The following is a 23,153-nucleotide window of genomic DNA, read 5'->3' on the forward strand; positions in this document are numbered from 1 at the left end:
GGACCACCCGGACCGCCGGGGCCGCCGGGGCCGCCGGGGCCGCGCTGCGCATAAGCCGCAAGGGGCGCGGCGGCAACAAGCAGCCCCATAAGAAGCGCTATTGAACGTTTTGTTTTGAAGATCATGCTGAATCTCCTGCCTTCCACCCCATTAAGCCTACCATGATGTGGCGGAAGTTTGTCGATCTCATCGCCGCCTGCCGTCGGGATTAATCCGGCCTGCCCGCCCGGTGGTACGGGTGGCCCGCAGCAATGGCCTGCGCACGGTAAACCTGCTCGACCAGCATAATCCGCACCAGCATATGCGGCCACGTGAGTGTGCCAAAAGACAGGGTGGCATCTGCGCGTTGCAGAACGGAGCTATCCAGCCCTTCCGCTCCGCCAATCACAAAGCAGGGCGTGCGCCCCGCGTCCTGCCATGCGGCAAGGCTGGTGGCAAAGGCAACGCTGCCATACGTACGCCCGCCTTCATCCAGCGCCACAACATGGCTGTGTGCGGGGCAGGCAGCCAGAATGGCCTGTGCCTCACGCCGCTTGATCTCATCGGGGCTGCCGCGCCCGTCCGGCAGTTCCACAATATCCAGCGCCGGACGCAGGCGCTTGAGATACCGCTCCACCAGCGCACGCTCGGACTTATCCTTCATGCGCCCTACCGCCACGAGCCTCATACCCGGCACCTGTGGCAGCAGAATCGTCTGTCCTGTAAACCAGACATCAGCACTTACAGACGGGTCACGCCGTCTTCGTTGCTTTCATCCAGTTCCGCACCCCACATTTTTTCCAGCCCATAGAGCGCACGCGCTTCGGGCTTGAACAGGTGGACCACAATATCGCCCGTATCCAGCAGAACCCAGTCGGAACCATTCGCCCCTTCGACCAGCACGCGCTTGATACCAATATCCCGCAGCTTGCGCTCGATATGCTGGGCCATGGCGGCAATCTGGCGGTCGGCCAGACCGGTTGCGATCACCATTTTATCGGCAAAGGAGGCACGACCGGCAAGGTTGATCACAACCAGATCTTCCGCCTTGTCGTCCTCCAGACTGGCGGTGATCAGCGCAAGGGACTGTTCGAGCAGATCGGGGGCAATGGCCTCGCGCTTGGTGCGGGTTTTTGGCCCTGCTGCGGCTGCTTTTTTACGCACAGAGCCGGGGGCTGCCGCCGCTTTGGGGACTGCGGCTGCACGGGTGGAGGCCGCACGGCCCCCGCGAGCGGTGGCCGTGGACGTGCGGGTGCGTGCGGGCGTCTCGGCGGGTGGCTTGGTGGTTATGACCGTTCTCCTGAAAACTGACTACTCTTTGGGGTGATGGGCTGATCCGTAGTGGCGTCAAACCCGCCCCGCTGACGAATGGCTGTTGCAGATATACTGTTTTGTGCCCCCGGAAGGAAAGCCCAAGCCGGGGGAGAAAGTGTGGCAAGCCGTGCTGCCTGCCGTGCAGGCACACGCCAGCGCGCCAGATACTGCGCAGCCAACCCGCCCAAAGCCCGCACATTCTGCCCCGGACGGGGGAAAACCGCCACAGGTACCTGCCTTACAAGCTGGTGCCAGTGCTTCCAGCGCGGCAATGTTACCAGACCATCCGCCCCCATAAGCCATACAAACCTGACATGGGGAAAGCGGGCCTTGAGCCGGGCAAGCGTGTCCACCGTATAACGGGTGCCGAGTCGGGCCTCCAGATCGGTGGCCACAATCCTGCGACCATCCGCCAGTTGGCGCGCAGTGGCCAGACGGGTGGCAAAAGAGGCCATCTCCCGCCCTGCCTTGAGCGGATTGCCCGGAGACACCATAAGCCAGACCTGATTCAGCCGTAGCTCCACCATCGCCCGCCGGGCTATGGCCAGATGCCATCTGTGCGCAGGGTTGAATGACCCGCCCAGAAGCCCCACGCGGCTGTGGCGGTTATCCCCCCATGTGGGAATCCGGCACCCTGCGGGCCGCACTCCCCTGCCCGTTATGGCCGCCATATCTGCTTTTGTGACCGGCATACCCTGTTGTGGCCCATGCAGGCCGCGCGCACTGCCCACCCCGAGTATGCAAGGGTGGGTGTGCGCCACTGGCCTGTTATGGGCCTGCGCGCTCAGGAACGGACCTGACCGCTACCAAGCACCTCGTAGCGGAAGGTTGTCAGCTGTTCCACGCCAACTGGCCCACGGGCATGGAAGCGCCCTGTGGCAATACCAATTTCCGCCCCGAACCCGAACTCCCCACCATCACAGAACTGGGTGGAGGCATTCCACATGACAACCGCGCTGCTCACACCGTTCATGAACCGGGTGGCAACGGCTTCGTCCGCCGTAACAATGGCTTCGGTGTGAGAGGAGCCAAAGCGGGCAATGTGGTCGAGTGCCTCATCCACACCATCCACTACGGCTACGTTCAGCACGGCATCGAGCCATTCGGTGGCAAAGTCTTTTTCAGTGCCCACGGGCAGGTCAGGCATGATCTGCCTTGCGGCGGCATCCGCCTTGAACGTGCAGCCCTGCTCGGCCAGATCAGACACGATCTGGGGCAGCAGGACCGAAGCAATGGCGGCATCTATCAGCAGGGTTTCGGTTGCGCCGCAAATACCCACACGGCGCATTTTGGCGTTGAGCACAATCCGGCGGGCCATGGCATGGTCGGCGGCGGAATGGACATAGGTGTGGCACAGCCCTTCCGCATGCGCCAGCACAGGCACGCGGGCCTCACGCTGCACGCGCTCAACCAGCGAGCGGCCACCACGTGGAATAATCAGGTCCACAAGGCCAGCAGCAGTCAGCATGTCCGCCACGTGTTTGCGATCAGCATCCGGGGCGATCAGCACGGCATCTTCCGGCAGACCCGCATTGCGCAGGCCGGTCTGCATGGCGGCATGAATGGCGCGCGCGCTATGCAGGCTTTCCGACCCGCCGCGCAGCAGCACCGCATTGCCGGACTTGATGCACAGCCCGGCTGCATCGGCCCCTACATTGGGGCGGCTTTCGTAAATAACGCCAATAACGCCAACAGCCGTTGCCACCTTGCGAATACGCAGGCCATTGGGGCGGGACCATTCCTCCAGCACCTGCCCTACGGGGTCGGGCAGGTCGGCAATGTCTTCCAGCCCACGGGCCATGGCCTCGACCCGCTCGGGGGTCAGGGTCAGCCGGTCACGAAACGCGTCCTTGGCGGTAGACGCGGCAAGGTCAAGCGCATTGGCCGCCAGAATGGCCGGAGCAGACGCCCGCAATGCGCTGGCCGCAGCCCACAGGGCCTTGTCCCGCTCGGAGGAGGAACTCTGCGCCAGCGTGCGCGCGGCCAGTCTGGCCCTGTGTGCCAGATCGTGCATGGAGCATGGCGATGGCACACCCTGTGCTGGTGCGCGCATATCTGCCGTGGCCATATGCTGCCGACTGTCTTCCTCCGTATTCATGCTGGCGTCCCTTATCTCCATTGTCCGGTTTTCTTTTTATCGTGTGTGGTCCGCCCACCGGGGCGGACCTGATCATGCGCTTTAGAGTGCCGTATCAGACATTAAAGCGGAAGAGCAGAATGTCGCCGTCCTTCACAACGTAGTCACGGCCTTCAATCCGCAGGCGACCTGCTTCCTTCGCACCTGCTTCCCCATTATATCGAACATAATCGTCAAATGCGATGGTTTCGCAGGCAATAAAGCCACGTTCAAAATCATTATGAATAACGGCAGCAGCCTGCGGGGCCTTGGTGCCGACCGTAATGGTCCATGCACGTGCCTCCTTGGGGCCTACGGTAAAGTAGGTGCTCAGGCCCAGCAGTTTGTACCCTGCGGCAATCACGCGGTCCAGACCGCTGTCGCTCAGGCCCAGACCTTCCAGAAATTCGCGGCGTTCCTCGTTTTCGAGCTGGCTCACCTCGGCTTCGATCGCGGCGGAAACAATCACCACCGCAGCCCCTTCGGCTTCGGCCCTGGCCTTCACCTTTTCGGAGAACGCATTGCCGGTGGAGGCCGAGTCCTCATCCACGTTGCACACATACAGCACGGGCTTGCTGGTCATGAGTTGCAGGCGGCGGACAGTCTCCTCTTCCCCGGCGGGAATGGCGGTGCGCGCAGGGCGGCCATCCCGCAGGGCAGCAAGGATGGGCTGGATGATCTCGATCTGGGCCATGGCTTCGCTGTCGCGGTTGCGGGCGCGTTTTTCCAGCGCGGGCAGGCGTTTTTCCAGCGAATCCAGATCAGCCAGCATCAGCTCGGTTTCAATGATCTCCGCATCCCGGACGGGGTCCACGCCCCCTTCCACATGGGTAATATCATCATCCTCAAAGCAGCGCAGGACGTGGATAATAGCATCCACCTCGCGGATATTGGCCAGAAACTGGTTGCCCAGCCCTTCCCCCTTGGAGGCGCCGCGCACAAGGCCCGCAATATCCACAAACTCAAGGCTTGTGGGCACTTCACGCTGGGATTTGCCAATAGCCACCAGCTTGTCCAGCCGTGGGTCCGGCACCGCAACGCGGCCCACATTGGGCTCGATCGTGCAGAACGGGTAGTTGGCCGCCTGCGCCGTGGCCGTGGCCGTAAGCGCGTTGAACAGGGTGGACTTGCCCACATTGGGCAGACCAACAATACCGCAGTTAAAACCCATCAGCCCTTGCTCCCTTGTGACAGTGCAACCTTGGTCATAAACCGGTCGGCATGCCCATCCGCCAGCAGGGGGGCGGCATCGGCCATGCTGGCGAGCATGGGGTCGAGCCAGTCCTGCTGGTCTGTTTGTGTAAAATTACCCAGCACCCAGCCATGCACCCGTTCCTTGGCGCCGGGGTGGCCTATGCCTATACGAACACGCCAGTAATCGGGCGTGCCCAGCATCTTGTCTGTCGAGCGCAGGCCGTTATGACCCGCTGCACCGCCGCCACGCTTGATGCGCAGCCTGCCCGGCTCCAGATCCAGCTCATCATGGAAAAGCGTTATCTGCTCGGGGGCTATTTTGTAAAAGGCCGCCGCTTCCTGCACACTCTCGCCCGAGCGGTTCATGTAGGTCATGGGCAGCAGTGCAAGCACCTTGTGGCCGCCTATGCGCCCCTCGGCGACCTCACCCTTGAAGCGGTTGCGCCACGGCGTAAAGCCGTATCTGGCGGCAATGGCCTCGACCGCCATAAAACCAACATTGTGCCGGTGCCGGCGCATGGAGGACTCGGGGTTACCCAGTCCGACCCAGAGCAGCATTGCGGATTCTGCCTTGTGTTTATGAACAGAAAGGGGGGCACATGCGCCTGCACGTGCCCCCACGTTCCATAAGCTTCAGATAACCTGAACTTCCAATCAGGAAGCGCTGGCACCGTCTGCGGAAGAGGTATCAACCAGCGGTGCGGCAATGGAGGCAACCACAAAGTTGGCTTCGTGGGAAACAGGCGTTGCACCTTCCGTGCCCTGCACATCGTCCCAACGCACGTTGTCGTTGATGTCGAGCTTGCTCAGGTCAACAGTGAAGAACTCGGGGATGTTCTCTGCCGCCACTTCCACGTCAACCGTGTGACGCACGATGTTGAGCATGCCACCACGCTTGATGCCGGCGCACTTGTCTTCACCCACAAAATGCACGGCCACTTCAACATGCACGCGTGAGCCAGCGGCCAGACGCAGGAAGTCGATATGGACGGGCGAATCCTTGACCGGGTGGAGCTGCACGTCACGCACCAGAGCGCGTTCGTTCTTGCCGCCTTCGATCTGGATGTCATACACGCGTGAGCGCCAGCCAGAGGTCTGGATTGCCTTGACAACCAGACGCGGGTCGAGCGCGATCAGCGTGGATTCCTGCTTGCCACCGTACACAACGCCGGGCACCAGGCCTTCACGCCTCGTCGCACGCGCTGCCCCCTTACCAGCCTTCGCGCGCGCAGAAGCTTGGATTGTTGTAATTTTGGACACCTTGACTTCTCCTGAAAAACTTGAGCACGCAGGCCTCCAGGGGTGCCTGCGCGGTGGCTGCGGCCTTACAGCAAAACCCCGCCACAGGCAAGGTCCGGCTTGGCTTGTGGCACCTTTATCCCGCCCTGTGCCCCATCTGGCACACCCCAACCCCGGCCGGAGCCTCCGCCATGACCCCGCCTTCAGCCCGTCCCCCACCTGCCTGCTGCCCCCGCACCCACGCAGCAATTTGGCAGTGACCATGATACGGGCGTGTGCCCTCAGGCGCTGGAAGCCATAAACCGCGCAGCTTCCGCCAGCGCCCCACCTTATGGGGATGACGCATGGACCCGCCTTGGGGCCACAGCCGTGGCGGACCTGTTTGCCGCCCCGCAGGCCCGCGTGTTTTTTGTGTTCAGCGGTGCGGCGGCCAATGCGCTGGTGCTGGCAACACTCTGCCCGCCCTATTGCAGTATTATTGCCTCCGAAATCGCCCATGCGGACACCTCCGAACGGGGGGCGACGGAATTTTTCTCCGGTGGCGCAAAGCTGCTCACCCCTCCCACGCAGGATGGCAAGCTGACCCCCGCAGCCATTACGCAGGCCATGCGCCGCGCACGTGGCCCGGGAGCCTCCACCCCCGCGGTCGTGAGCATAAGCCAGCCGACCGAGAACGGCCTACTCTACACGCTGGACGAAATACGCGCCATTGCCAATGCCTGCCACGACAACGGATTACGCCTGCACATGGATGGCGCACGCTTTGCCAACGCCATAGCCGCACTGGACTGCTCCCCCGCAGCCATGACATGGCAATCCGGCGTGGACGCGCTCAGCTTTGGTGGCGCCCGCAACGGCATGGCCATGGGGGATGCGGTGGTGTTTTTTAACCCCCGGCTTGCTCAGGGCTTTGCCGAGCGCGCCATGCAGGCCGGGCAGATGGCCGCCAGAATGCGGCTCCTGTCCGCTCCGTGGCGGGGCATGCTCCAGTCCGGCGCATGGCTGGCCAATGCCCGCCATGCCAATGCCAGCGCGCAGGCTCTGGCACAGGCCATAACGGCGCTGGATGGGGTGGAACTGGCATGGCCTGTGCAGAGCAATGCCGTGTTTGCGCTCATGCCAGAGCACGTGGCCAACACCCTGCGCGCACAGGGCTGGCGATTCCATACCCTGTTCGGGGGCGTTTACCGCTTTGTCTGCGCATGGGACACGCGCGCAGACTCCATTACCGCCCTTACAGCGGACCTGCGCCGCAGCACACGGGGCTGAATAACGCGTAAAATGCCCCACAGGGGCTAAAACAGGCAGGTTTGGCCTGCGCCAGCCTTGACATAACGCCCCTGCCCCTGCTTCCTCCACCCCAATTCTCTATGGCAAAACACGTGCCCGCCCGCAGGCCGGGCCACAATTTGTGGGACAAGACCATGCACCCTTACCGTACCCATAGCTGCTCGGCCCTTCGCGCAAGCAATGCTGGCACCACCGCGCGCCTGTCCGGCTGGGTGCATAGCAAGCGCGACCATGGCGGCCTGCTGTTTATTGACCTGCGGGACGAAACGGGCATGACCCAGATTGTCATCCCCGCCGGGTCGGATGTCATGGCGACAGCCGAACACATCCGGGTGGAAAGCGTGATTACCGTAACCGGTGAAGTCGTCCTGCGTGAGGAAGGTACACGCAACCCCGACCTTGCCACAGGTGATATTGAAGTGCGCGCAAAGGACTTTGTCGTGCAGTCCCATGCCGCCGTGCTGCCCCTGCAGGTGGCCGGGCAGGAACATTATTCGGACGAGCTGCGCCTGCGCCACCGCTACATCGACCTGCGGCGTGAAAAAGTGCACGCCAACATCCGCCTGCGCTGCGCCGTGATTGCCAGCATGCGCAAGCGCATGACGGACCTGAACTTTGTGGAACTGCAAACCCCCATCCTGACCGCCTCCTCCCCCGAAGGGGCGCGCGACTTTCTGGTGCCCTCACGCAACCACCCCGGCAAGTTCTACGCGCTGCCGCAGGCTCCGCAGCAGTTCAAGCAGCTGGCCATGGTGGCGGGATTTGACCGCTACTTCCAGATTGCTCCGTGCTTCCGCGATGAAGCCTCCCGCGCGGACCGCTCCCCCGGTGAATTCTACCAGCTTGACTTTGAAATGGCCTTTGCCACGCAGGACGAAATTTTTGCGGTGATGGAAGAGGTCATGAGCGGGCTGTTTACCGAATTCGGTCATGGCCGCACGGTCAGCACCGCGCCGTTCGAGCGTATTCCCTACGCCCGCGCCATGAAGGTCTATGGCTCCGACAAGCCGGACCTGCGCAACCCGCTGCTGATTACGGACGTAACGGAAGACTTTGCAGGCTCCGGCTTTGGCCTGTTTGCCCGCATTGCCGCCGATGGTGGCGAAATCCGCGCCATTCCCGCCCCCGGCGCGGGGGACAGGCCCCGCTCGTTCTTTGACAAGCTCAACGCCTGGGCGCGGGAGAACGGGGCTGGTGGTCTGGGGTACATCACCTTCAACGCCGAAGGTGGACAGGGCCCGATTGCCAAGAACCTTGAGGCCGAACGGGCAGAAGCCATCCGCGCCAGACTGGGGCTTAAGGCCGGGGATGCCGTGTTCTTTGCCGCAGGTAAGGGGCATGACGTAGCCAAGTTCTCCGGCCTTGTGCGCACCCGCATTGCCGAAGAACTGGACCTGATTGAGAAGAACGCCTTCCGCTTCTGCTGGATCACGGACTTCCCCATGTACGAACTGAATGAGGAAACGGGGCTGGTGGACTTCTCCCACAACCCGTTCTCCATGCCGCAGGGCGGGCTGGAAGCGCTGAACACCAAGGACCCGCTGGATATTCTGGCCTACCAGTATGACATTGTCTGCAACGGGATCGAACTCTCCTCCGGTGCGGTGCGGAACCACCTGCCAGACGTGATGGTGCGGGCGTTTGAAATTGCAGGCTACCCCGAGAGCGAGGTGGAAGCCCGCTTTGGTGGCATGCTCAACGCTTTCCGCTACGGAGCACCCCCCCATGGTGGTTCCGCCCCCGGCGTGGACCGCATTGTGATGCTGCTGGCCGATGAACCGAACATCCGCGAGGTGATCCTGTTCCCGCTCAACCAGCAGGGCGAAGACCTGATGATGGGTGCCCCCGCCCCCGTAGCCCCTGAGCGCATGAAGGAACTCTCCTTGGCACTCAACCTGCCCAAGCCCAAACCAACGGTTAAAAAAGACTGATAACCGTTTTTTGAGCCCACAAAAAAACATCCGGCTGGTTGCATGACCACGCCGGATGTTTTTTTGTAGGGGGTATGACCATACGCCCCCCACGCCACCAGACCACCCTGCTGGCAGCCCTTGCCCCAGCCTGCCTTACCCTTGCCCTGCCGTGCCCGGCTGCACGCGCGGCAGCTCCCACATCCCCCCTTGTGTCACAACAGGCGGTGTATGATCTGGGGCTGATGGAATCTGCGGGTGGGCAAACGCTCTCTGCTACCGGGCGCATGAGCTACTCCGTGCTCAAGACCTGCCTTGGCTGGTCCTCCCACCAGAGACTGGACATACAGAGTGTCACCCGCAAGCAGGGCGAGGAGCATCTGCTCTCCGACTATGCGGCGCAGGAAAGTCTGGATGGCCGCCACCTGACCTTTAAAAGCCAGGAAACACGCAACGGCAAACTGCTGCGCGTTGTCAGTGGGGAGGCAAGCCTTGCCGCCGATGGGTCCGGGGTTGTGCAGTATCGCCAGCCGCTGGCCAAAACGCTGCGCCTGCCCGTGGGCACCCTGTTCCCTGTAACCCATACAGCCCGTATTTTAAGTGCGGCCCGGCAAGGTGAAAAAGACCTGACCACCCCCCTGTTCGACGGCACCCTGCCTGATGGGCCGGAAGATACCTATGTGACCCTGCTGACATGGTCGCCCCCTCCGGCTGGCAACACGCCGTACCAGCCCTTGCAGAAACTGGCATCCGGGCACGTGCATATCGCCTTTTACGACCGTAACGCCCACACCATGATGCCTGAATACGAAATGGGCATGCGCTATTTTGCCAATGGCGTGTCTGACCAGCTGCATCTGGATTTTGGCGATTTTAAAATGCAGGGCACGCTCAGCACGCTCGACCTGCCCCCCACACCCACCTGCACGCAGGATACGGCACCTTAGGCACCCGCATGACGGGGGAGGGCACAGCGGGGGAAAGCACGGCGGGGCGGAGCTATGCCTCCACCGCCTCGCCCATGAACAGCAGGTTCTGGAAATCCATTCTCTGGTTCCGGCTTTTTCTGCGCCACTTCTTTTTATCCGCCCGCCGCCACACACGCGGCACAAACGGATAGGCCCGAGGCAGGCAGCCGGACAGAAGTGCTGCCCAGCTCATGATCAGGATCGGGGTCAGGCTGGTGCTGGCCAAGGCTCCCATATAGGGGGAATCTGCCATAAGGTTCTGGGAAAAAGCCATGATGGAGGACACATCCAGTGCCTCATCCATCAACTGCTCACGGCTGCGGCCTGCAAAACCCCACCCTGCCAGTGCGGCCTCCACGGCTTCGGCCTCCTGCCTGCGGGTTAACTGAAGCACGTGCTCCAGCAAGGGGTTCTGCACGGCTGCCAGATACGCAGCGTTTTTGCGCAAAGCGGCCCGCAGCCCCGCTACACCCGGCTGGGCGGTTTGCTCGGCCTCTGCCAGTTGCCCCATATCTTCCACCTCCCCCGCCAGAGCGGCGCGGACCAGCCGCCCCCGCTGGGAGGGGCTGAGTGCGGGCATAAGGGCTGCCGCAACCAGCGGGTTAAGCAGGGCCTGAGGAATATCGGGCGTGTTGTCTACCGTCTCCAGCATCTGGAGCAGGGCCGTGGCAGCGGCTTTTTGCTCATCCGTTGCATTGGTGTTTGCCAGCACGGCAGAAAGTGCCCGGAACAGGTCTGGCAGCAGAGCGCTACTAAGGACGTTGGTCAAACTCCCTCCCACTCCTGCAAAGGACGCGGGCATGAGTGCGGCAACCTCCCCTGCCTCCATGTCCTGCGGGAATTGCACAATGCCGCCGGGCAGCACGATTTCCCCCTCCTGAGAGCCTGCCATACCGTGCAGGGCGCTGGCCAGCCTGCCGTCCTGCACGGTGTTGCCAGCCAGCCCGTACAGCCCTGCCGTGGTGACAACCGCCCCACCCAGTGCGCCCGGTGCTTCCGGCTGCGCCCCAAGGGACTGGAGCAGGGGCAAGGCCGCAGCAATCCCGCCCGCAAGCGCACTGCCCCCCCCACCAGCGGACTGGCCCGCCATGGTTGTGGCCAGTTGCACAAGCCTGCTGGCCATGGCTTTCTGGTCTGCTGTGGCGGCGGGGTCATTCAGTACCGTATCTGCAGCCCGCATGATGTCCGCAACAAGGCTTGTGGTCCCTGCCCCTGTGGGCGCACGCCCTGCCATGCTGGCGGCGGTATTCTGGCTGGTTTCTGCCGCAGTGGCCGTGTTATCCGCACTGGCCGTGGGCTTTCTGGCAGAGGACGCCCCGTCAAGCAGGGTTTTTGCTCCTTCGGATAATGTGAGCATGACCTCGGCCTGCTGGGCCTGTGCTGCAACCAGTGCCGAGCGAGCGCTCTGCACCAGTGCTATGGAAGAAGGCAAGGCCCCGGCAAGGCGGGACTGCGCGGTAGCCTGCCCGGCCCCGCCATCAGCCATGCTGGTGCCTTGCCCAGCCCCTTGTACAGCCTGCCCCAGCCAGTTACCCACGCCGGGCAGGCCGCCTGATCCTGTGGTTGCTGTCATGGCCTGCTCCGTAGCCTTTATGGCATGGTGGACAAAACCCGCCATGCCCCTTGCGCGGTGCGTTACCCTGCCACACCGTGCAGGCTCAGGCCAACAGGATTAAGCGGCTTAGTGGACCTGCGTGCTGCTGGCAGGCGCACCCTCGCGCAGAACACCCACCAGTTCCTGCAAAGCCTGCGGGTTGTTCTTGAGAACAGCCACATTGGCCGCATCAGGCACAGGCATGTGCGCGCCCCCCTGACCGGGTGGAATATTAAGCAGGCTGCCAGTCAGCCCCACACAGGTCAGGCTCATGACAAAGCTGCGTGCATCCAGCCCGTGCGCCTTGAGAATGGCATCCAGCCCCGGCACCTGCCCCACAAGGGCGATCTGCTGGTCAAGCGACATGCCCGCATGCCCCGGCGGCTGAATTTTAGCTGCCTGAATAGCCCGGAGCGCTGCACTCAGCCGGGGCAGCACATCGGGAGCCAGCTTGTAGTGCAGGGCTGTATCCATGTCATGCTGCATGGTGGCGACCTGTTCGGGCGTGAGGGAAGGCGCCTGCGGCCTGCTCCCATCAACGGGGGCAACACTCTGGGCCTGTGCGGCTCCGGCCAGCAGCAGGGCCATAGCCCCCAGAACAGTGGACGCCTTGCGAATAAACACCATGTTTTTCAACCTCTTCATGCTTCAATCACCCATTCGCCCTTCCGCATGAGCGGTACACGGCCACCCTGTGCGTCCAGCCCATCCACATCAATCTCACCCGAACCGATCATCCAGTCTATGTGGATCATGCTGGTATTGGCCCCACGTGCGGCCAGTGCGGCCTCGTCCTGCCCCTGCGTGTCGCGCATGCATTTGGTGTAGGACTGGCCAAGGGCTATGTGGCTGGCGGCGTTTTCATCAAACAACGTGTTCTGGAACAGCAACCCGCTGCGCGAGATGGGGGAGGAATGGGGCACAAGCGCAACCTCGCCCAGCCTTCTAGCACCTTCATCCGTATCCAGCACGCGCTCCAGCACATCCTGCCCACGGGTTGCGTGCATCTCCACAATACGTCCGGCCTCAAACCGGACCCTGATCCCATCAATCAGCGTGCCCTGATGCGAGAGGGGCTTGGTGCTGGCCACGGTCCCTTCCACCCGCAGGCGGTGGGGGGTGGTAAACACCTCCTCGGTCGGGATGTTGGGGTTGCACACAATGCCGTTGCCAGCTTTTTCCGCGCCGCCCGCCCAGTCATGCCCATCAGCCAGCCCGACAAGCAGGTCCGTACCGGGGCCGGAAAAATGCAGGGCGTCGTAGCGCACATCATTCAGGTAGGCTGCGCGGCGGTGCAGAATGGCGTTGTGGGCCTCCCACTGGGCCACGGGGTCATCCCCCGTCAGGCGGGAGACGGCAAAAATGGCCTGCCAGAGTTTTTCCACCGCCTGCTGTTCGGGCAGGTCCGGAAACACCTGCATGGCCCATGCCGGAGTTGCGGCAGCCACAATGCACCAGTTTACATCAAAATTGGTAATGATCTCCATGGCCGGACGGTTGACCCGTGCCGCCGCCTTGCTGGCTCGGGAGACATGGTCCGGATTCTGCCCCGCCAGCAGAGCCGGGTTGGAGCCGGTAATGGCCATGCGCGCAGCACCCGTGCGAAAACCCTCCGCCATACCGGCGGACAGCCAGCCCGATGCCGTATCAAACGTGTTTTCCGCACCATATTTGTAGCGGGCCAGCGTGGTTTCCTCATCCGAATAGAATGTAGTGACCAGCGACGCCCCGGCTTTGTAGGCATGTTCCGTAATACGGCGCACCAGCGGCACCGCATGCAGGGGAGCGGTCATGATAACCTGCTGGCCCGGAGCCACATTCAGCCCCGTGCGGGCCGCAACCTCGCCCAGCCGGTCAAGCTGGGCTGCAAATTCGGCCGAAGCCAGATAGCCACCATTGGCCTGCGTGTTGCGTTCTGTCACGTTTATGCCTGTCCTTTTTTGTGGCGTAACCCTTTGGTGCTTATGGGATACGTATGGAGCGCGTCCGTCAACTCCGGGTTTTTGCGCCCTGCCCAGCCAGCAGGCCCCATTATGCGCCAACGCAGGCCCGCAAGCCCGCCAGACCTGCCTTTTTTACTGGCCAGCCGGGCAAAGCCTGCCGGGCGCCCCGGCTTACGGCGCGGGCAGTTCAAACGGTTTTAACTCCGCTGGCAGGTAGAGCGGGTGGCACGGCCGCCCGGCGGTGCTCAGCCGCAGCGCACAAACCGCAATGCCGTGGTCCTGAAGCATCTGCACAACCTGCGGCCCACGAGCAAGCAGCGCCTTGTGGTGGGGCGAGCCATAAGCCGCCACGACCAGATCGGCCCTGCGCGCCATGTCCAGCAAAGCGGCATCGTTGCCGGGGCCTATGGGGTCCGGGGTTTCCAGCAGGCGGAGCTGGTCCGTGCAGCGGTAGGCAAAGGTATTGCCAACATACAGGCCACCATAGCCCCATGCGCGCGCGTAACGCTGGCACTTGGCCACGGTCCGGTCATCCCCGTATTCGGTTGCGACCGACGGGTTCATCATCAGCCACATGACCAGCGGCTTGTCCGCATCCCACACCCGGCGCAGGGTGTAGCGGTAGCAGTCGTCCGGCCCGCCATAGGTAGCGGTACTGACAACATCCCCCGACAGTTTGAGCGGGCGGGACTGGCCTACATGGTGGCCTGCAAACAGATCGTTCATGATACTCCGGCTGGCAGAGGGTTAGGCACGGCTTTCTCCCCCTCGTTTACGGCGCAATGGCGTGTGGCACAAACCCGCATGCCCCACCAGACCATGAACCCTGTGCGATGGGCCGGATATGCGCGCAACACCCGGCATGGCGCGCACTACCCTCATGCCCGGCGGCCAAACAGCCAAACAGCCAAACAGCCAAACAGCCAAACAGCCAAACAGCCAAACAGCCAAGACCTGTATTGCCGGAGGTGTTCCCCGGCACAACAGCATTCGCACAGGCCTATCAGTTATGTGTTGCGTGCCAGTGCGCCGTGGCTGCCGTCCGGATTGCGTCCTGCTCATGCTGTATTTTTTCCGGGTCATACCCGAGGGCCACACATTGAGCGTGCGTGATATACCCTGTCTGAAGCAAAAACAGAGCCAGTTGCTGTGGGTATGGTACCGTGCGCACGTATGGTGCCGGGCAGGCCATACGCCCTTTACCCCACGCGGATTTATCCAGTGTGCACCACTTTGGCAGATAAGGTGATTGCGGGTTATAGCGTGCCAGCATAGAGCGCCATCCTGCCTGCAATTGCCCGGCGTTAGCGCTGGTAGCCACATAACCTGCCAGATACCCGTTAACCTCGCGGCTTCTGGGGGCAGGCACGTCCTCCTCACCTGGCATGGCCCTGACGGACAGCGCCATGTACGGCCTGAAGCGGGGCTGCCGGGTAATGACATTAAGCTTCCCCTGTGCGTATTCATAAATAACGTCCGGCCCAACAGAAAAATCGTACGCGGCAAAAACGGCATCAAACCGCTTATCCGGAAAAATGAACTGCCGCCCGCCATCATGAGCCACATCCACCACCGAGGGCGGCCCGAACCCATTCTGTTCGGGTAGCTGAACCGCATACCACTGGCCTGCATCCCCTGCCCCCACAATGGCACTGACCAGACAGCAACGCGTTCCCCCCGTAAAACCGGACAGGATGACCTGTGGCAGCACTTCCCCTTGTTCCAGATAGTAAAAAGACAGGTTGAGATCACTAAGTGTCCCTTTTCCTCCGCCCCCGAGCGCTGCAATAACCTGCCTGAAATCAGGGTGACCCGGAGCACTGGCCACCAGTGTGGCAACCTTGCAAAGCCCCCCTGAGCGTAAAAGCGTAGCCTGCTGCTCCCCCTCCAGCAGACCATGGGAGGGGCAGGGCTGGCGCTCGGCAAGCTCCACCCGCACGCTCAGCTCCCCGACAGTGACACTCAGAGGTTGAGAGAATGACCGATCCGCAGCGTTAAAAACGTTTGCACTGACAAACGGTGCAACATCCTGAGCGACAGCGGAAAAATCCTCCTGCGCGGGAGCCGCCAGAGCCTGCGTGCCGCAGGCAACCGCCAGAAGCAGGTATAGGTGAAGGGGAAGCCTTAAATAACGCATGAACACACATCTCTTTTTGTATCTTCTCTGCCCGACCCGCTTTGCGGGTGCAGGCGGAATGTTTTGAATAAATGGTTATAAATTAAAGAAATTTCTTTTACAGGTGCGCCGCTTTCCACCGGGCCGTTGTCCGCGCAATAACCTGCTCCTGCGCTTGCTGTATTTTTTCCGGGTCATACCCGAGGGCCACACATTGAGTGTGCGTGATATACCCTGTCTGAAGCAAAAACAGGGCCAGTTGCTGTGGATATGGCACCGTACGCACATATGGTGCCGGGCAATCCTCCTGCCCTGCCGGGCTCCACACGGACTTGTCCAGCGCGCACCAGACGACACCGGCATTGTCCGTCTTGCGGTTATAATGGCGTAACATGAACTGCCACCCGGCCTGCAACTGGCCAAGATTGGCACTATTGGCAACATATGCGGCCAGAAAGCCATTCACTGCCCCATGGTCAAACGCGCTTATGTTATCAGAGGCAAAGTCATGCCTGAAATACGCGCGCAGGAAGGGTCTGTAAGCCGGTTGCGTGGTAACGTTTCGTAACTGCCCCTGTGTGTATTCATAAATCACAATCGGCCTGACCGACCAGACAGAACTTTCAAACCTGTAATTGAAGCGCTCGTCCTGAAAGATAAGCTGCCGCCCGTCATCCTGTTTTATATCCACGACACCGGACGCACCATCCCCATCCTGAGGTGGCAGTGCGCTCACATGCCATGCTCCAGTGCGGTCTGCGCCAACAAGGGCACTGACCGTGCAGCAATGCGCACCGCCCGTGTAGCCAAAGAGCAGGAGCTGAGGTGGCCCATCGCCCGCCTCCATCTGGTAAAGGGCAAGATGCAGCGTATCCAGCGCCCCGTTATCCCCGGTCAGCAGGGAGGCAATAACCTGCCGGAACTCCGGATGGTTCGGGGCCTGTGCAACCAGTGTGGCAACCGTGCAGAACTGTTCCTGCCCGGGAGAAGTTCCCTCTTCCTCATTATCCATCAGAATACCGCGGGTCGGGCAGGGCTGGTGCTCTGCCACCTCCACCCGTACGGAGACATCCGTAAACTTCAGCTCCATAGAGCGGGGTTTTATACGCTCGAACCTGTCAAACACCAGTGCGCTGGCCAACGGTCTGACCGGGGCCGGGTCACGCTGGTCCTCCACCCTCACTCTGGTTGCGGCTGGGGCCGTAGTGCTGGCAACAGTAGCCAGCAGCACACCACACAGACCAAGAGGCAGAAAGCCACGCAGCCGGATGAACCAGACATCTGACCTGTGCATGCATGCCTCTCCTTGTCTGCGGTTTTCAGCCCAGCCTGCTTTGTGGGTGCAGGCGGGCGTTCAGCAGGGTCAGCACCAGTACTCCCAGTGCTGCTCCCCCTACAGTGAGCATAAGGGCGGGGGCAAGCCCTGCGCCGATCCACCCCGCAAGCCGGGTTTGCACAAGTGCGTTGCTGGCCGCAATAAGATTACCACACTGATACGCCAGCCCCGGAAACGTGGCGCGAACAGAAGCAGGGGAAAGCTCGCTCAGATAGGCCGGTACCACCCCCCACGCTCCCTGAATACAGAACTGGATGCACACAGCCCCCACCCCAAGCCAGAAAATGGAGTGCGGCAGGGTCCACAACGGCAGCAGCGGAATGGTCAGCGCTGCGGCTACAGCAATGGCATACTGCCGCCCGATACGCTGGGAGAGCACACCAAACACCACCCCGCCCGCAATGGCCGCCAGATTGTACAGCACGGCCAGCAGGGTAATGGAGGGAGGGGGCACATGCCGCTCAAGTGCCAGAAACACCTTGGGATACAAATCCTGCGAACCGTGGCTCATGAAGTTGAAGGCCGCCATAAGCGTTACCGCAAACACGCACAGAGCCAAGTTCTGGCGTGCAACCGCCAGCATGCCCGGCGGGCGCTCGGCCCCCGTCCCCTGTGCCTGACGGGCCAGCCAGTCCGGGCTTTCGGGCACACACAGCCAGATGTAAAGAGCCGACACAATAGCCCCGCCCCCCAGCACAAACAGCCCCCGCCAGCCCAGCACGGGCAAGAGCAGGAACATGAGCGAGGCCAGCAGATACCCGGCCGGATACCCGGCCTGCAAAATGCCCGATGCCGTACCCCGCCATGACGGTGGAACACTTTCCATGATCAGGGAAGTACCAACCCCCCATTCCCCCCCAAGGGCCACACCAAACAGGGCACGCAGAACCAGAAAAACCGTAAGCGTGGGCGCAAAGGCCGATAAGACCTCAATCAGCGAGTAAATGGTAATTGTGCCGATCAGCACTGGTTTGCGGCCGTACGCATCCGCGGCGCGTCCGCATACAAAAGCCCCTATGGGCCGGGTGACAAGGGTGAGCGTGGGGGCCAGCAGCACCACCTCCAGCGAGGTGGAAAAACTGTGGGCGACATTATCAAGCGTGAACAGGACAATAAAAAAATCGCAGGCATCGAGCATCCACCCCAGAAAGGAGGCGGCTACCACATGTCGGGCTGTTGTACGGTCAATGGGGGAGAGAGCAGTGGCGGCCATTGGGAACTCCTGCTTGCCGGTTACCCACCTTGTGGCATGCCCGCCACTGGCTTTGCCATGCGGGAATAATCACGAATACGCCAGCATGTCCGAGGTGGTGCGGGCCTGCACACACGACCGCAGACACCACCCACACACTGCAAAAGAGGAAGGGAATCCCACGCAGGAATCGTTCCAACCCCACCACCCGTCACACACGACAGCCATGATGACACGGGCGTTGACCAGAGGCTGCGCACCCATGCTTAATGAATACGGATACTACTGTTTATGTATGGTATTATCAGCAGTTTTTCAAAATATCTTTGAAGGAACGTGGAATGTCTCAATGGACAGGCTTGTGGCGCGTGGCAGGCCATGACGGCAAGGACAACCGGATTGTTGTGCTCAAAGGTGAGATGGAGGACGAAATTGATGAGAAAGATTACGTCCTGAACAAGATCCAGCCTCCGGTTGAAGATCTGGAATGGCGGAAAAAGTAAGGTTTCCGCCATTTGGTGGGTGGGGATGTTCCAAAATGAACACAAGGGGGGTGGAATATCCCACATCCACCAGACCAGCGCGCCGGGTCCGGCCCTGCCTGCCGGACCCGGTTGCACGGTCTGTATGAGCGCATGCCCGGCACCTGCCCTGTGGGGACGCATACTCAGCGCCTGATGGTGCGCATATGCTGGTAAACCCGGCGAGCTATGGCCCGGATAAGCAGAAGGGCCGGGGCGTTACCGCCTCGACCCCTCCGGTCTTGCCGCGCTTAGCAAGATTCCGTTGCGTACTGGCCCACAGAGCCTCAGGCTCTGGCCTGCACGGCTTCTGACTTCCCGAAAGCCATCTGCCCCCATACCCGCTCCCGGAGCATGGGCACGATGGACTGATCGCTCAGGGCTGACAGATCACCCAGATCATTCGTATCGCCACTTGCGATCTTGCGCAACAGGCGACGCACGATTTTGCCCGAACGTGTGCGAGGCAGATCGGGCACCAGATACACCGCCTCCGGCGCTGCGTACCGCCCGATCAACTGCACCACAAGGCGGCTTATGCCCGCCTCATCCAGCCCGGTGGTTGCGTCCTTGCGGGGGATGGCGAACACGACCAGCGCCTGCCCCTTGACCGGATGCTCCACACCCACAGCCGCACATTCCACAATCCTGTGGTCCGCGCCCAGAGCATCCTCCACCTCCGCCGTGCCAAGGCGGTGCCCGGCAATGTTGATCACGTCATCCATGCGGCCGGTTATCCAGTAATACCCGTCCTCATCCCGCCTTGCGCCATCGCCTGTAAAATACAGGCCCGGTGCGAGGGCAAAATACGTCTGGCAGAAGCGGGCATGGTCACCCCATATGGTGCGCGCCTGACCGGGCCATGAGCGCGCAATGCACAAGGCACCTTCCGCAGCACCCTGCTCCACCTTGCCCTGCTGGTCGAGTATGGCCATTTCCACCCCCGGCAGAGGCATGGTGGCCGAACCGGGCTTGAGTGATTGCACACCCGGTACGGGGCCAAGCACAATGCCTGCGGTTTCCGTCTGCCACCACGTATCGGCCACGGGGCAGCGTTTTTTGCCCACCACATCATGGTACCACAGCCACGCATCGGGGCTTATGGGTTCACCCGCAACACCCAGCAGGCGCAGGGAACCAAGGTTGTGCCGGTTCACCACCTCATCGCCCTCGGCCATCATGGCGCGTACGGCTGTGGGCGCGGTAAAGAGCATGCTTACCTTGTATTCATCAATCAGTTCAAACCACCGCCCCGGCCGGGGGTGAGTGGGCAGACTGTCCGAGATCATGGTCGTACCACCATTGGCCAGCGGGCCATACACAACCGAGGTGTGCCCCGTAATCCAGGCCACATCCGCCGTGCACCACAGCACATCGCCCGGCTGGTGGGTATAGACCATGCCCATGGTGTAGGCTGCCCAGACCATATACCCACCCGTTGCATGCACAACCGCCTTGGGCTTGCCCGTGCTGCCCGAGGTATAGAGCATGAACAGCGGGTCCTCCGCCCGCATGACGGCAGGCACGAAATCCGCCTCGAAATTATCCACGAAATCATGAAAATCGTAGTCCCGGCCCGGCAGCATGGGCACGGCTTCCTCCGATGTGCGCACAACCAGCATGGAGTGCACGCCACTATTGCCCCCAGCCTTGCGCAGGGCTTCATCCATGCTCTGCTTGTACGCCACAGGCTTGTTGCCACGCCATGCCATGTTGGCGGTAATAACAGCCACGGCCCCACTATCCACCAGACGTTCGGCAATACCCTCGGCCGAGAACCCGCCAAACAGCACCACATGCACCGCACCAATGCGCGCGCAGGCCAGCATGGACACAACCGCCTCCGCCACCATGGGCAGGCAGATGGCCACGCGATGCCCTTTTTCCACCCCCAGATGGGTCAGGGCATTGGCCAGACGGCAGACCCGTTCGTGCAGGTCCCTGTAGGTCAGGCTTTCCGAGCGCCCCGCTGCCTCACGCTGGCTGATCAGGGCAACCTGGTCGCCCCGCTCGGTCAGGTGCCGGTCTATGCAGCAGACCGAGGCATTCAGTGTGCCATCTGCAAACCAGCTTATGGACACGTCTTTTTCAAAACTTCCGGAAAAGCCCTGAGTGGGGCGGGAGCACCAGTGGATGCGCCGCGCCTGTTGCAACCAGAACCCGTCCGGATCGCGTTTTGCATGCTCACGCATGACCTGCAACTGCTCCGGCGTCATGATAGCCGGATAATGAGGGTAGTTGCGCGCCGGGATGAATGTTTGGTCCGTCATGGTCTTGTATCCCCTGATTCTTGTTGTTTGTATGGGACAGAAGTCTGCGGTTTTCAGGCTGCGTTACGGTCGGGCTGCCCTATGTGCGGAAGAACCGTGGCCACAATGCCTGCATCAAGTGTTTCATAATCATAATACCGAAGCGTTTTGTACAGCTCCTCACGGGTTTGCATCCGCTCCAGCATGGCGTGTGTGCCACCCGTACGCGCAATGGTGGCATACAGATCCGCCTGTGCCTTGTTGGCCGCACGCAGGGAACTGACCGGCCATATGATCATGCTATACCCCATGTCCTCGAACTCGGAGGCGGTAAAATAGGGGGAACGGCCAAATTCGGTCATATTGGCCAGCAGGGGCACATCTGGCAGGCGGCGCGCAAACTCCCTGAACATATCTTCCGATATCAAAGCCTCGGGGAAAATGGCGTCTGCTCCGGCCTCGTAATACAGCCTTGCACGGGCCACCGCGCCGTCCAGCCCTTCCGAGCCGGCGGCATCTGTGCGCGCGATCACCACCATGTCGCGCCGGGCACGGGCGGCGGCGGCCACTTTCTGCGCCATTTCCTGAGGGGAAACGAGCTTCTTGTCATTCAGGTGTCCGCATTTTTTGGGCAGAACCTGATCTTCAATATGCACGGCGGCGGCCCCGGCTTCCTCAAACGCGCGCACCATGTTCATCACGTTCAGGGTTTCACCATACCCCGTATCGCCATCCACCAGCACGGGCAGGCCCGAGGCGCGCACAACCTGACGAATGAAAAAACACACCTCGTCTATGGTAATAATACCAAGGTCAGGCAGCCCCATGCTTGCGGTCATGGCCGCCCCCGAAAGGTACAGCGCGCCAAACCCGCAATCCTTTGCCTGCAGGGCCGCCTGCCCGTTATGCGCACCGGGGATTTGCATAATGCCTTTGCGGTGCATCATTTCCATAAAACGCTGGCCCGCAGGAGTTGCGGGCAGGTCCTTGCCTACCAGATAGGTCATGCGGCGTACTCCAGTCCATCACGTTCACGCAAAGGGATAAGCGGACGGGCGTCTGGCCCGGTATAATTGGCGGAGGGACGGATGATTTTGCCATCCATCCGCTGTTCCATGATATGCGCACACCAGCCGGTCACGCGGGCCATGACAAAAACAGGCGTGAACATGGCCGTGGGAATGTTCATGGCGTTGTAGGAAACAGCACTGAACCAGTCGAGGTTGGGGAACATCTTTTTCTGTTCAGCCATAACCCGCTCTATGCGCTCGGCTACGGTATAGAGCCGCATGGTGCCGTTGCGGTTGGAGAGGTCCCTCGCTGTTTCCTTGATAATTTCGTTACGCGGGTCGGCCAGAGTGTACACCGGATGACCAAAACCGATAATCACTTCCTTGGCTTCCAGCCTGCGGCGGATGTCCGCCTCGGCTTCGTCCGCCGTGTGGTAGCGTTGCTGGATGTCCAGCGCCACCTCGTTCGCACCCCCATGTTTGGGGCCACGCAGCGCACCAATGGCAGCCGTTACGGCGGAATACATGTCCGACCCTGTGCCCGCCACAACGCGCGAAGCAAAGGTGGAGGCGTTAAACTCATGCTCGGCATACAGGATAAGCGATGTATGCATGGCCTGCACCCAGCTATCCGGAGGCGTGGTGCCATGCAGAAGGTGCAAGAAATGCCCGCCTGCACTGGCATCATCCGTATGGGTGTCTATCCGCCGCCCGTGGTTGGAATAATGGTACCAGTAAAGCAGCATGGATGCGGTGGAGGCCACCAGCCTGTCCGCGATTTCCCGCGCGCCTGCGGTGGGGCAGTCACTCCGCTCGGGCAGGGCGCACCCCAGAACGGACACCGCCGTCCGCAGGACATCCATAGGGTGAGTGGAGGCTGGCAGACGTTCCAGAGCCGCCCGCACGATATCGGGAATATCGCGCAGGCTCATCAGGTGACGTTTATACCCTTCCAGTTCCGCCGTGTTGGGCAAAAAGCCGTAGATCAGCAGGTAGGCGACCTCCTCGAACGTACAGGTACGGGCGAGGTCTTTTATGTCATACCCACGGTAATGCAGGTCATTCCCGCTATGGCCGACCGTGCTCAGGGCCGTATTGCCCGCCACGGTGCCGGACAGGGCCACGGATTTTTTGGGTTTTGTGCGGTGCAGTTCGGTGTGCATTGCTGTTGCTCCCCTGCCT

21 protein-coding genes are annotated in these 23,153 nt (G+C 61.5%); 4 read left to right on the top strand and 17 right to left on the bottom strand.

Annotated elements, in window-relative coordinates; genetic code table 11:
• Positions 1 to 208: 208 nt before the first annotated feature.
• The 7 genes from AB2L51_RS13445 to AB2L51_RS13475 all read right to left on the bottom strand — a co-directional run bounded on the left by AB2L51_RS13445 (position 209) and on the right by AB2L51_RS13475 (position 5,863).
• Positions 209 to 667: a 23S rRNA (pseudouridine(1915)-N(3))-methyltransferase RlmH gene (locus tag AB2L51_RS13445; protein ID WP_395582773.1), complete on the bottom strand. Its 459-nt coding sequence runs from the start codon at positions 665 to 667 to the stop codon at positions 209 to 211.
• Between the two features lie 53 nt (positions 668 to 720).
• The gene (rsfS, locus tag AB2L51_RS13450; protein ID WP_086645795.1) at positions 721 to 1,143 is read right to left on the bottom strand and encodes a ribosome silencing factor; all 423 of its coding nucleotides are present in this window, start codon (positions 1,141 to 1,143) and stop codon (positions 721 to 723) included.
• 122 nt (positions 1,144 to 1,265) lie between these two features.
• Positions 1,266 to 1,985: a nicotinate-nucleotide adenylyltransferase gene (locus tag AB2L51_RS13455; RefSeq protein WP_395582772.1), complete on the bottom strand. Its 720-nt coding sequence runs from the start codon at positions 1,983 to 1,985 to the stop codon at positions 1,266 to 1,268.
• Between the two features lie 92 nt (positions 1,986 to 2,077).
• A complete protein-coding gene (locus tag AB2L51_RS13460) occupies positions 2,078 to 3,391 on the bottom strand; it encodes a glutamate-5-semialdehyde dehydrogenase (protein ID WP_395582771.1) in 1,314 nt (437 codons plus the stop codon).
• 94 nt (positions 3,392 to 3,485) lie between these two features.
• Positions 3,486 to 4,580 carry a redox-regulated ATPase YchF gene (gene ychF, locus AB2L51_RS13465; RefSeq protein WP_395582770.1) on the bottom strand — a complete coding sequence of 365 codons (1,095 nt, stop codon included), beginning with the start codon at positions 4,578 to 4,580 and terminating at the stop codon, positions 3,486 to 3,488.
• Positions 4,580 to 5,161, bottom strand: coding sequence for an aminoacyl-tRNA hydrolase (pth, locus tag AB2L51_RS13470; protein WP_395582769.1), 582 nt, complete (start codon positions 5,159 to 5,161; stop codon positions 4,580 to 4,582). Before pth ends, ychF begins: the two co-directional genes overlap by 1 nt.
• A gap of 96 nt (positions 5,162 to 5,257) precedes the next feature.
• Positions 5,258 to 5,863: a 50S ribosomal protein L25/general stress protein Ctc gene (locus tag AB2L51_RS13475; protein WP_395582768.1), complete on the bottom strand. Its 606-nt coding sequence runs from the start codon at positions 5,861 to 5,863 to the stop codon at positions 5,258 to 5,260.
• A 198-nt stretch (positions 5,864 to 6,061) separates the two neighbouring features.
• Between AB2L51_RS13475 and AB2L51_RS13480 the strand changes: the two genes are divergently transcribed.
• The 3 genes from AB2L51_RS13480 to AB2L51_RS13490 all read left to right on the top strand — a co-directional run bounded on the left by AB2L51_RS13480 (position 6,062) and on the right by AB2L51_RS13490 (position 9,989).
• Positions 6,062 to 7,111 carry a threonine aldolase family protein gene (locus AB2L51_RS13480; RefSeq protein WP_395582775.1) on the top strand — a complete coding sequence of 350 codons (1,050 nt, stop codon included), beginning with the start codon at positions 6,062 to 6,064 and terminating at the stop codon, positions 7,109 to 7,111.
• Positions 7,112 to 7,266: 155 nt separating this feature from the next.
• Positions 7,267 to 9,063 carry an aspartate--tRNA ligase gene (gene aspS / locus AB2L51_RS13485; protein ID WP_395582774.1) on the top strand — a complete coding sequence of 599 codons (1,797 nt, stop codon included), beginning with the start codon at positions 7,267 to 7,269 and terminating at the stop codon, positions 9,061 to 9,063.
• A gap of 74 nt (positions 9,064 to 9,137) precedes the next feature.
• The gene (locus AB2L51_RS13490; protein ID WP_395582767.1) at positions 9,138 to 9,989 is read left to right on the top strand and encodes an EipB family protein; all 852 of its coding nucleotides are present in this window, start codon (positions 9,138 to 9,140) and stop codon (positions 9,987 to 9,989) included.
• Positions 9,990 to 10,041: 52 nt separating this feature from the next.
• Here AB2L51_RS13490 and AB2L51_RS13495 read toward each other — a convergent pair whose 3' ends face one another.
• The 7 genes from AB2L51_RS13495 to AB2L51_RS13525 form a co-directional block, all read right to left on the bottom strand.
• Positions 10,042 to 11,583, bottom strand: a complete 1,542-nt coding sequence (locus AB2L51_RS13495; RefSeq protein WP_395582766.1) for a hypothetical protein — start codon at positions 11,581 to 11,583, stop codon at positions 10,042 to 10,044.
• Positions 11,584 to 11,691: 108 nt separating this feature from the next.
• A complete protein-coding gene (locus AB2L51_RS13500) occupies positions 11,692 to 12,249 on the bottom strand; it encodes a hypothetical protein (RefSeq protein ID WP_395582765.1) in 558 nt (185 codons plus the stop codon).
• Positions 12,246 to 13,526 (bottom strand): aminopeptidase, encoded by a 1,281-nt coding sequence (locus AB2L51_RS13505; protein WP_395582764.1) that lies wholly within the window; start codon positions 13,524 to 13,526, stop codon positions 12,246 to 12,248. Before AB2L51_RS13505 ends, AB2L51_RS13500 begins: the two co-directional genes overlap by 4 nt.
• Before the next feature lie 192 nt (positions 13,527 to 13,718).
• A complete protein-coding gene (locus AB2L51_RS13510) occupies positions 13,719 to 14,273 on the bottom strand; it encodes a DUF1643 domain-containing protein (RefSeq protein WP_395582763.1) in 555 nt (184 codons plus the stop codon).
• 277 nt (positions 14,274 to 14,550) lie between these two features.
• A complete protein-coding gene (locus tag AB2L51_RS13515) occupies positions 14,551 to 15,684 on the bottom strand; it encodes a thylakoid lumen protein (protein ID WP_395582761.1) in 1,134 nt (377 codons plus the stop codon).
• A 97-nt stretch (positions 15,685 to 15,781) separates the two neighbouring features.
• Positions 15,782 to 16,957, bottom strand: coding sequence for a thylakoid lumen protein (locus AB2L51_RS13520; RefSeq protein WP_395582760.1), 1,176 nt, complete (start codon positions 16,955 to 16,957; stop codon positions 15,782 to 15,784).
• Between the two features lie 25 nt (positions 16,958 to 16,982).
• A complete protein-coding gene (locus tag AB2L51_RS13525) occupies positions 16,983 to 18,212 on the bottom strand; it encodes an MFS transporter (protein WP_395582759.1) in 1,230 nt (409 codons plus the stop codon).
• Between the two features lie 320 nt (positions 18,213 to 18,532).
• Between AB2L51_RS13525 and AB2L51_RS13530 the strand changes: the two genes are divergently transcribed.
• Complete coding sequence (locus AB2L51_RS13530; RefSeq protein WP_395582758.1) at positions 18,533 to 18,694, top strand: hypothetical protein; 162 nt, start codon at positions 18,533 to 18,535, stop codon at positions 18,692 to 18,694.
• Between the two features lie 305 nt (positions 18,695 to 18,999).
• Here the strand turns inward: AB2L51_RS13530 and acs are convergent, their stop codons facing one another.
• From acs to prpC, 3 genes are read right to left on the bottom strand one after another with little or no spacing between them, the layout of a single operon-like run.
• Positions 19,000 to 20,982, bottom strand: a complete 1,983-nt coding sequence (gene acs, locus AB2L51_RS13535) for an acetate--CoA ligase (protein ID WP_166115992.1) — start codon at positions 20,980 to 20,982, stop codon at positions 19,000 to 19,002.
• Positions 20,983 to 21,035: 53 nt separating this feature from the next.
• On the bottom strand, positions 21,036 to 21,968 hold the full coding sequence (prpB, locus tag AB2L51_RS13540) for a methylisocitrate lyase (protein ID WP_166115991.1): 933 nt from the start codon (positions 21,966 to 21,968) through the stop codon (positions 21,036 to 21,038).
• Complete coding sequence (gene prpC / locus AB2L51_RS13545; RefSeq protein WP_395582757.1) at positions 21,965 to 23,134, bottom strand: bifunctional 2-methylcitrate synthase/citrate synthase; 1,170 nt, start codon at positions 23,132 to 23,134, stop codon at positions 21,965 to 21,967. Before prpC ends, prpB begins: the two co-directional genes overlap by 4 nt.
• Positions 23,135 to 23,153: the final 19 nt, after the last annotated feature.

This window comes from Acetobacter fabarum (assembly GCF_040702925.2).
Lineage (GTDB): Bacteria > Pseudomonadota > Alphaproteobacteria > Acetobacterales > Acetobacteraceae > Acetobacter > Acetobacter fabarum_B.

Coding starts and splice junctions, on each gene's coding strand:
- AB2L51_RS13500 (WP_395582765.1), bottom strand. CDS start 12,249: ATGAAGAGGTTGAAAAACATGGTGTTTATTCGCAAGGCGTCCACTGTT.
- AB2L51_RS13490 (WP_395582767.1), top strand. CDS start 9,138: ATGACCATACGCCCCCCACGCCACCAGACCACCCTGCTGGCAGCCCTT.
- prpC (WP_395582757.1), bottom strand. CDS start 23,134: ATGCACACCGAACTGCACCGCACAAAACCCAAAAAATCCGTGGCCCTG.
- ychF (WP_395582770.1), bottom strand. CDS start 4,580: ATGGGTTTTAACTGCGGTATTGTTGGTCTGCCCAATGTGGGCAAGTCC.
- aspS (WP_395582774.1), top strand. CDS start 7,267: ATGCACCCTTACCGTACCCATAGCTGCTCGGCCCTTCGCGCAAGCAAT.
- prpB (WP_166115991.1), bottom strand. CDS start 21,968: ATGACCTATCTGGTAGGCAAGGACCTGCCCGCAACTCCTGCGGGCCAG.
- AB2L51_RS13525 (WP_395582759.1), bottom strand. CDS start 18,212: ATGGCCGCCACTGCTCTCTCCCCCATTGACCGTACAACAGCCCGACAT.
- acs (WP_166115992.1), bottom strand. CDS start 20,982: ATGACGGACCAAACATTCATCCCGGCGCGCAACTACCCTCATTATCCG.
- AB2L51_RS13445 (WP_395582773.1), bottom strand. CDS start 667: ATGAGGCTCGTGGCGGTAGGGCGCATGAAGGATAAGTCCGAGCGTGCG.
- AB2L51_RS13455 (WP_395582772.1), bottom strand. CDS start 1,985: ATGCCGGTCACAAAAGCAGATATGGCGGCCATAACGGGCAGGGGAGTG.
- AB2L51_RS13515 (WP_395582761.1), bottom strand. CDS start 15,684: ATGCGTTATTTAAGGCTTCCCCTTCACCTATACCTGCTTCTGGCGGTT.
- pth (WP_395582769.1), bottom strand. CDS start 5,161: ATGCTGCTCTGGGTCGGACTGGGTAACCCCGAGTCCTCCATGCGCCGG.
- AB2L51_RS13495 (WP_395582766.1), bottom strand. CDS start 11,583: ATGACAGCAACCACAGGATCAGGCGGCCTGCCCGGCGTGGGTAACTGG.
- AB2L51_RS13530 (WP_395582758.1), top strand. CDS start 18,533: ATGTCTCAATGGACAGGCTTGTGGCGCGTGGCAGGCCATGACGGCAAG.
- AB2L51_RS13460 (WP_395582771.1), bottom strand. CDS start 3,391: ATGAATACGGAGGAAGACAGTCGGCAGCATATGGCCACGGCAGATATG.
- AB2L51_RS13510 (WP_395582763.1), bottom strand. CDS start 14,273: ATGAACGATCTGTTTGCAGGCCACCATGTAGGCCAGTCCCGCCCGCTC.
- AB2L51_RS13520 (WP_395582760.1), bottom strand. CDS start 16,957: ATGCACAGGTCAGATGTCTGGTTCATCCGGCTGCGTGGCTTTCTGCCT.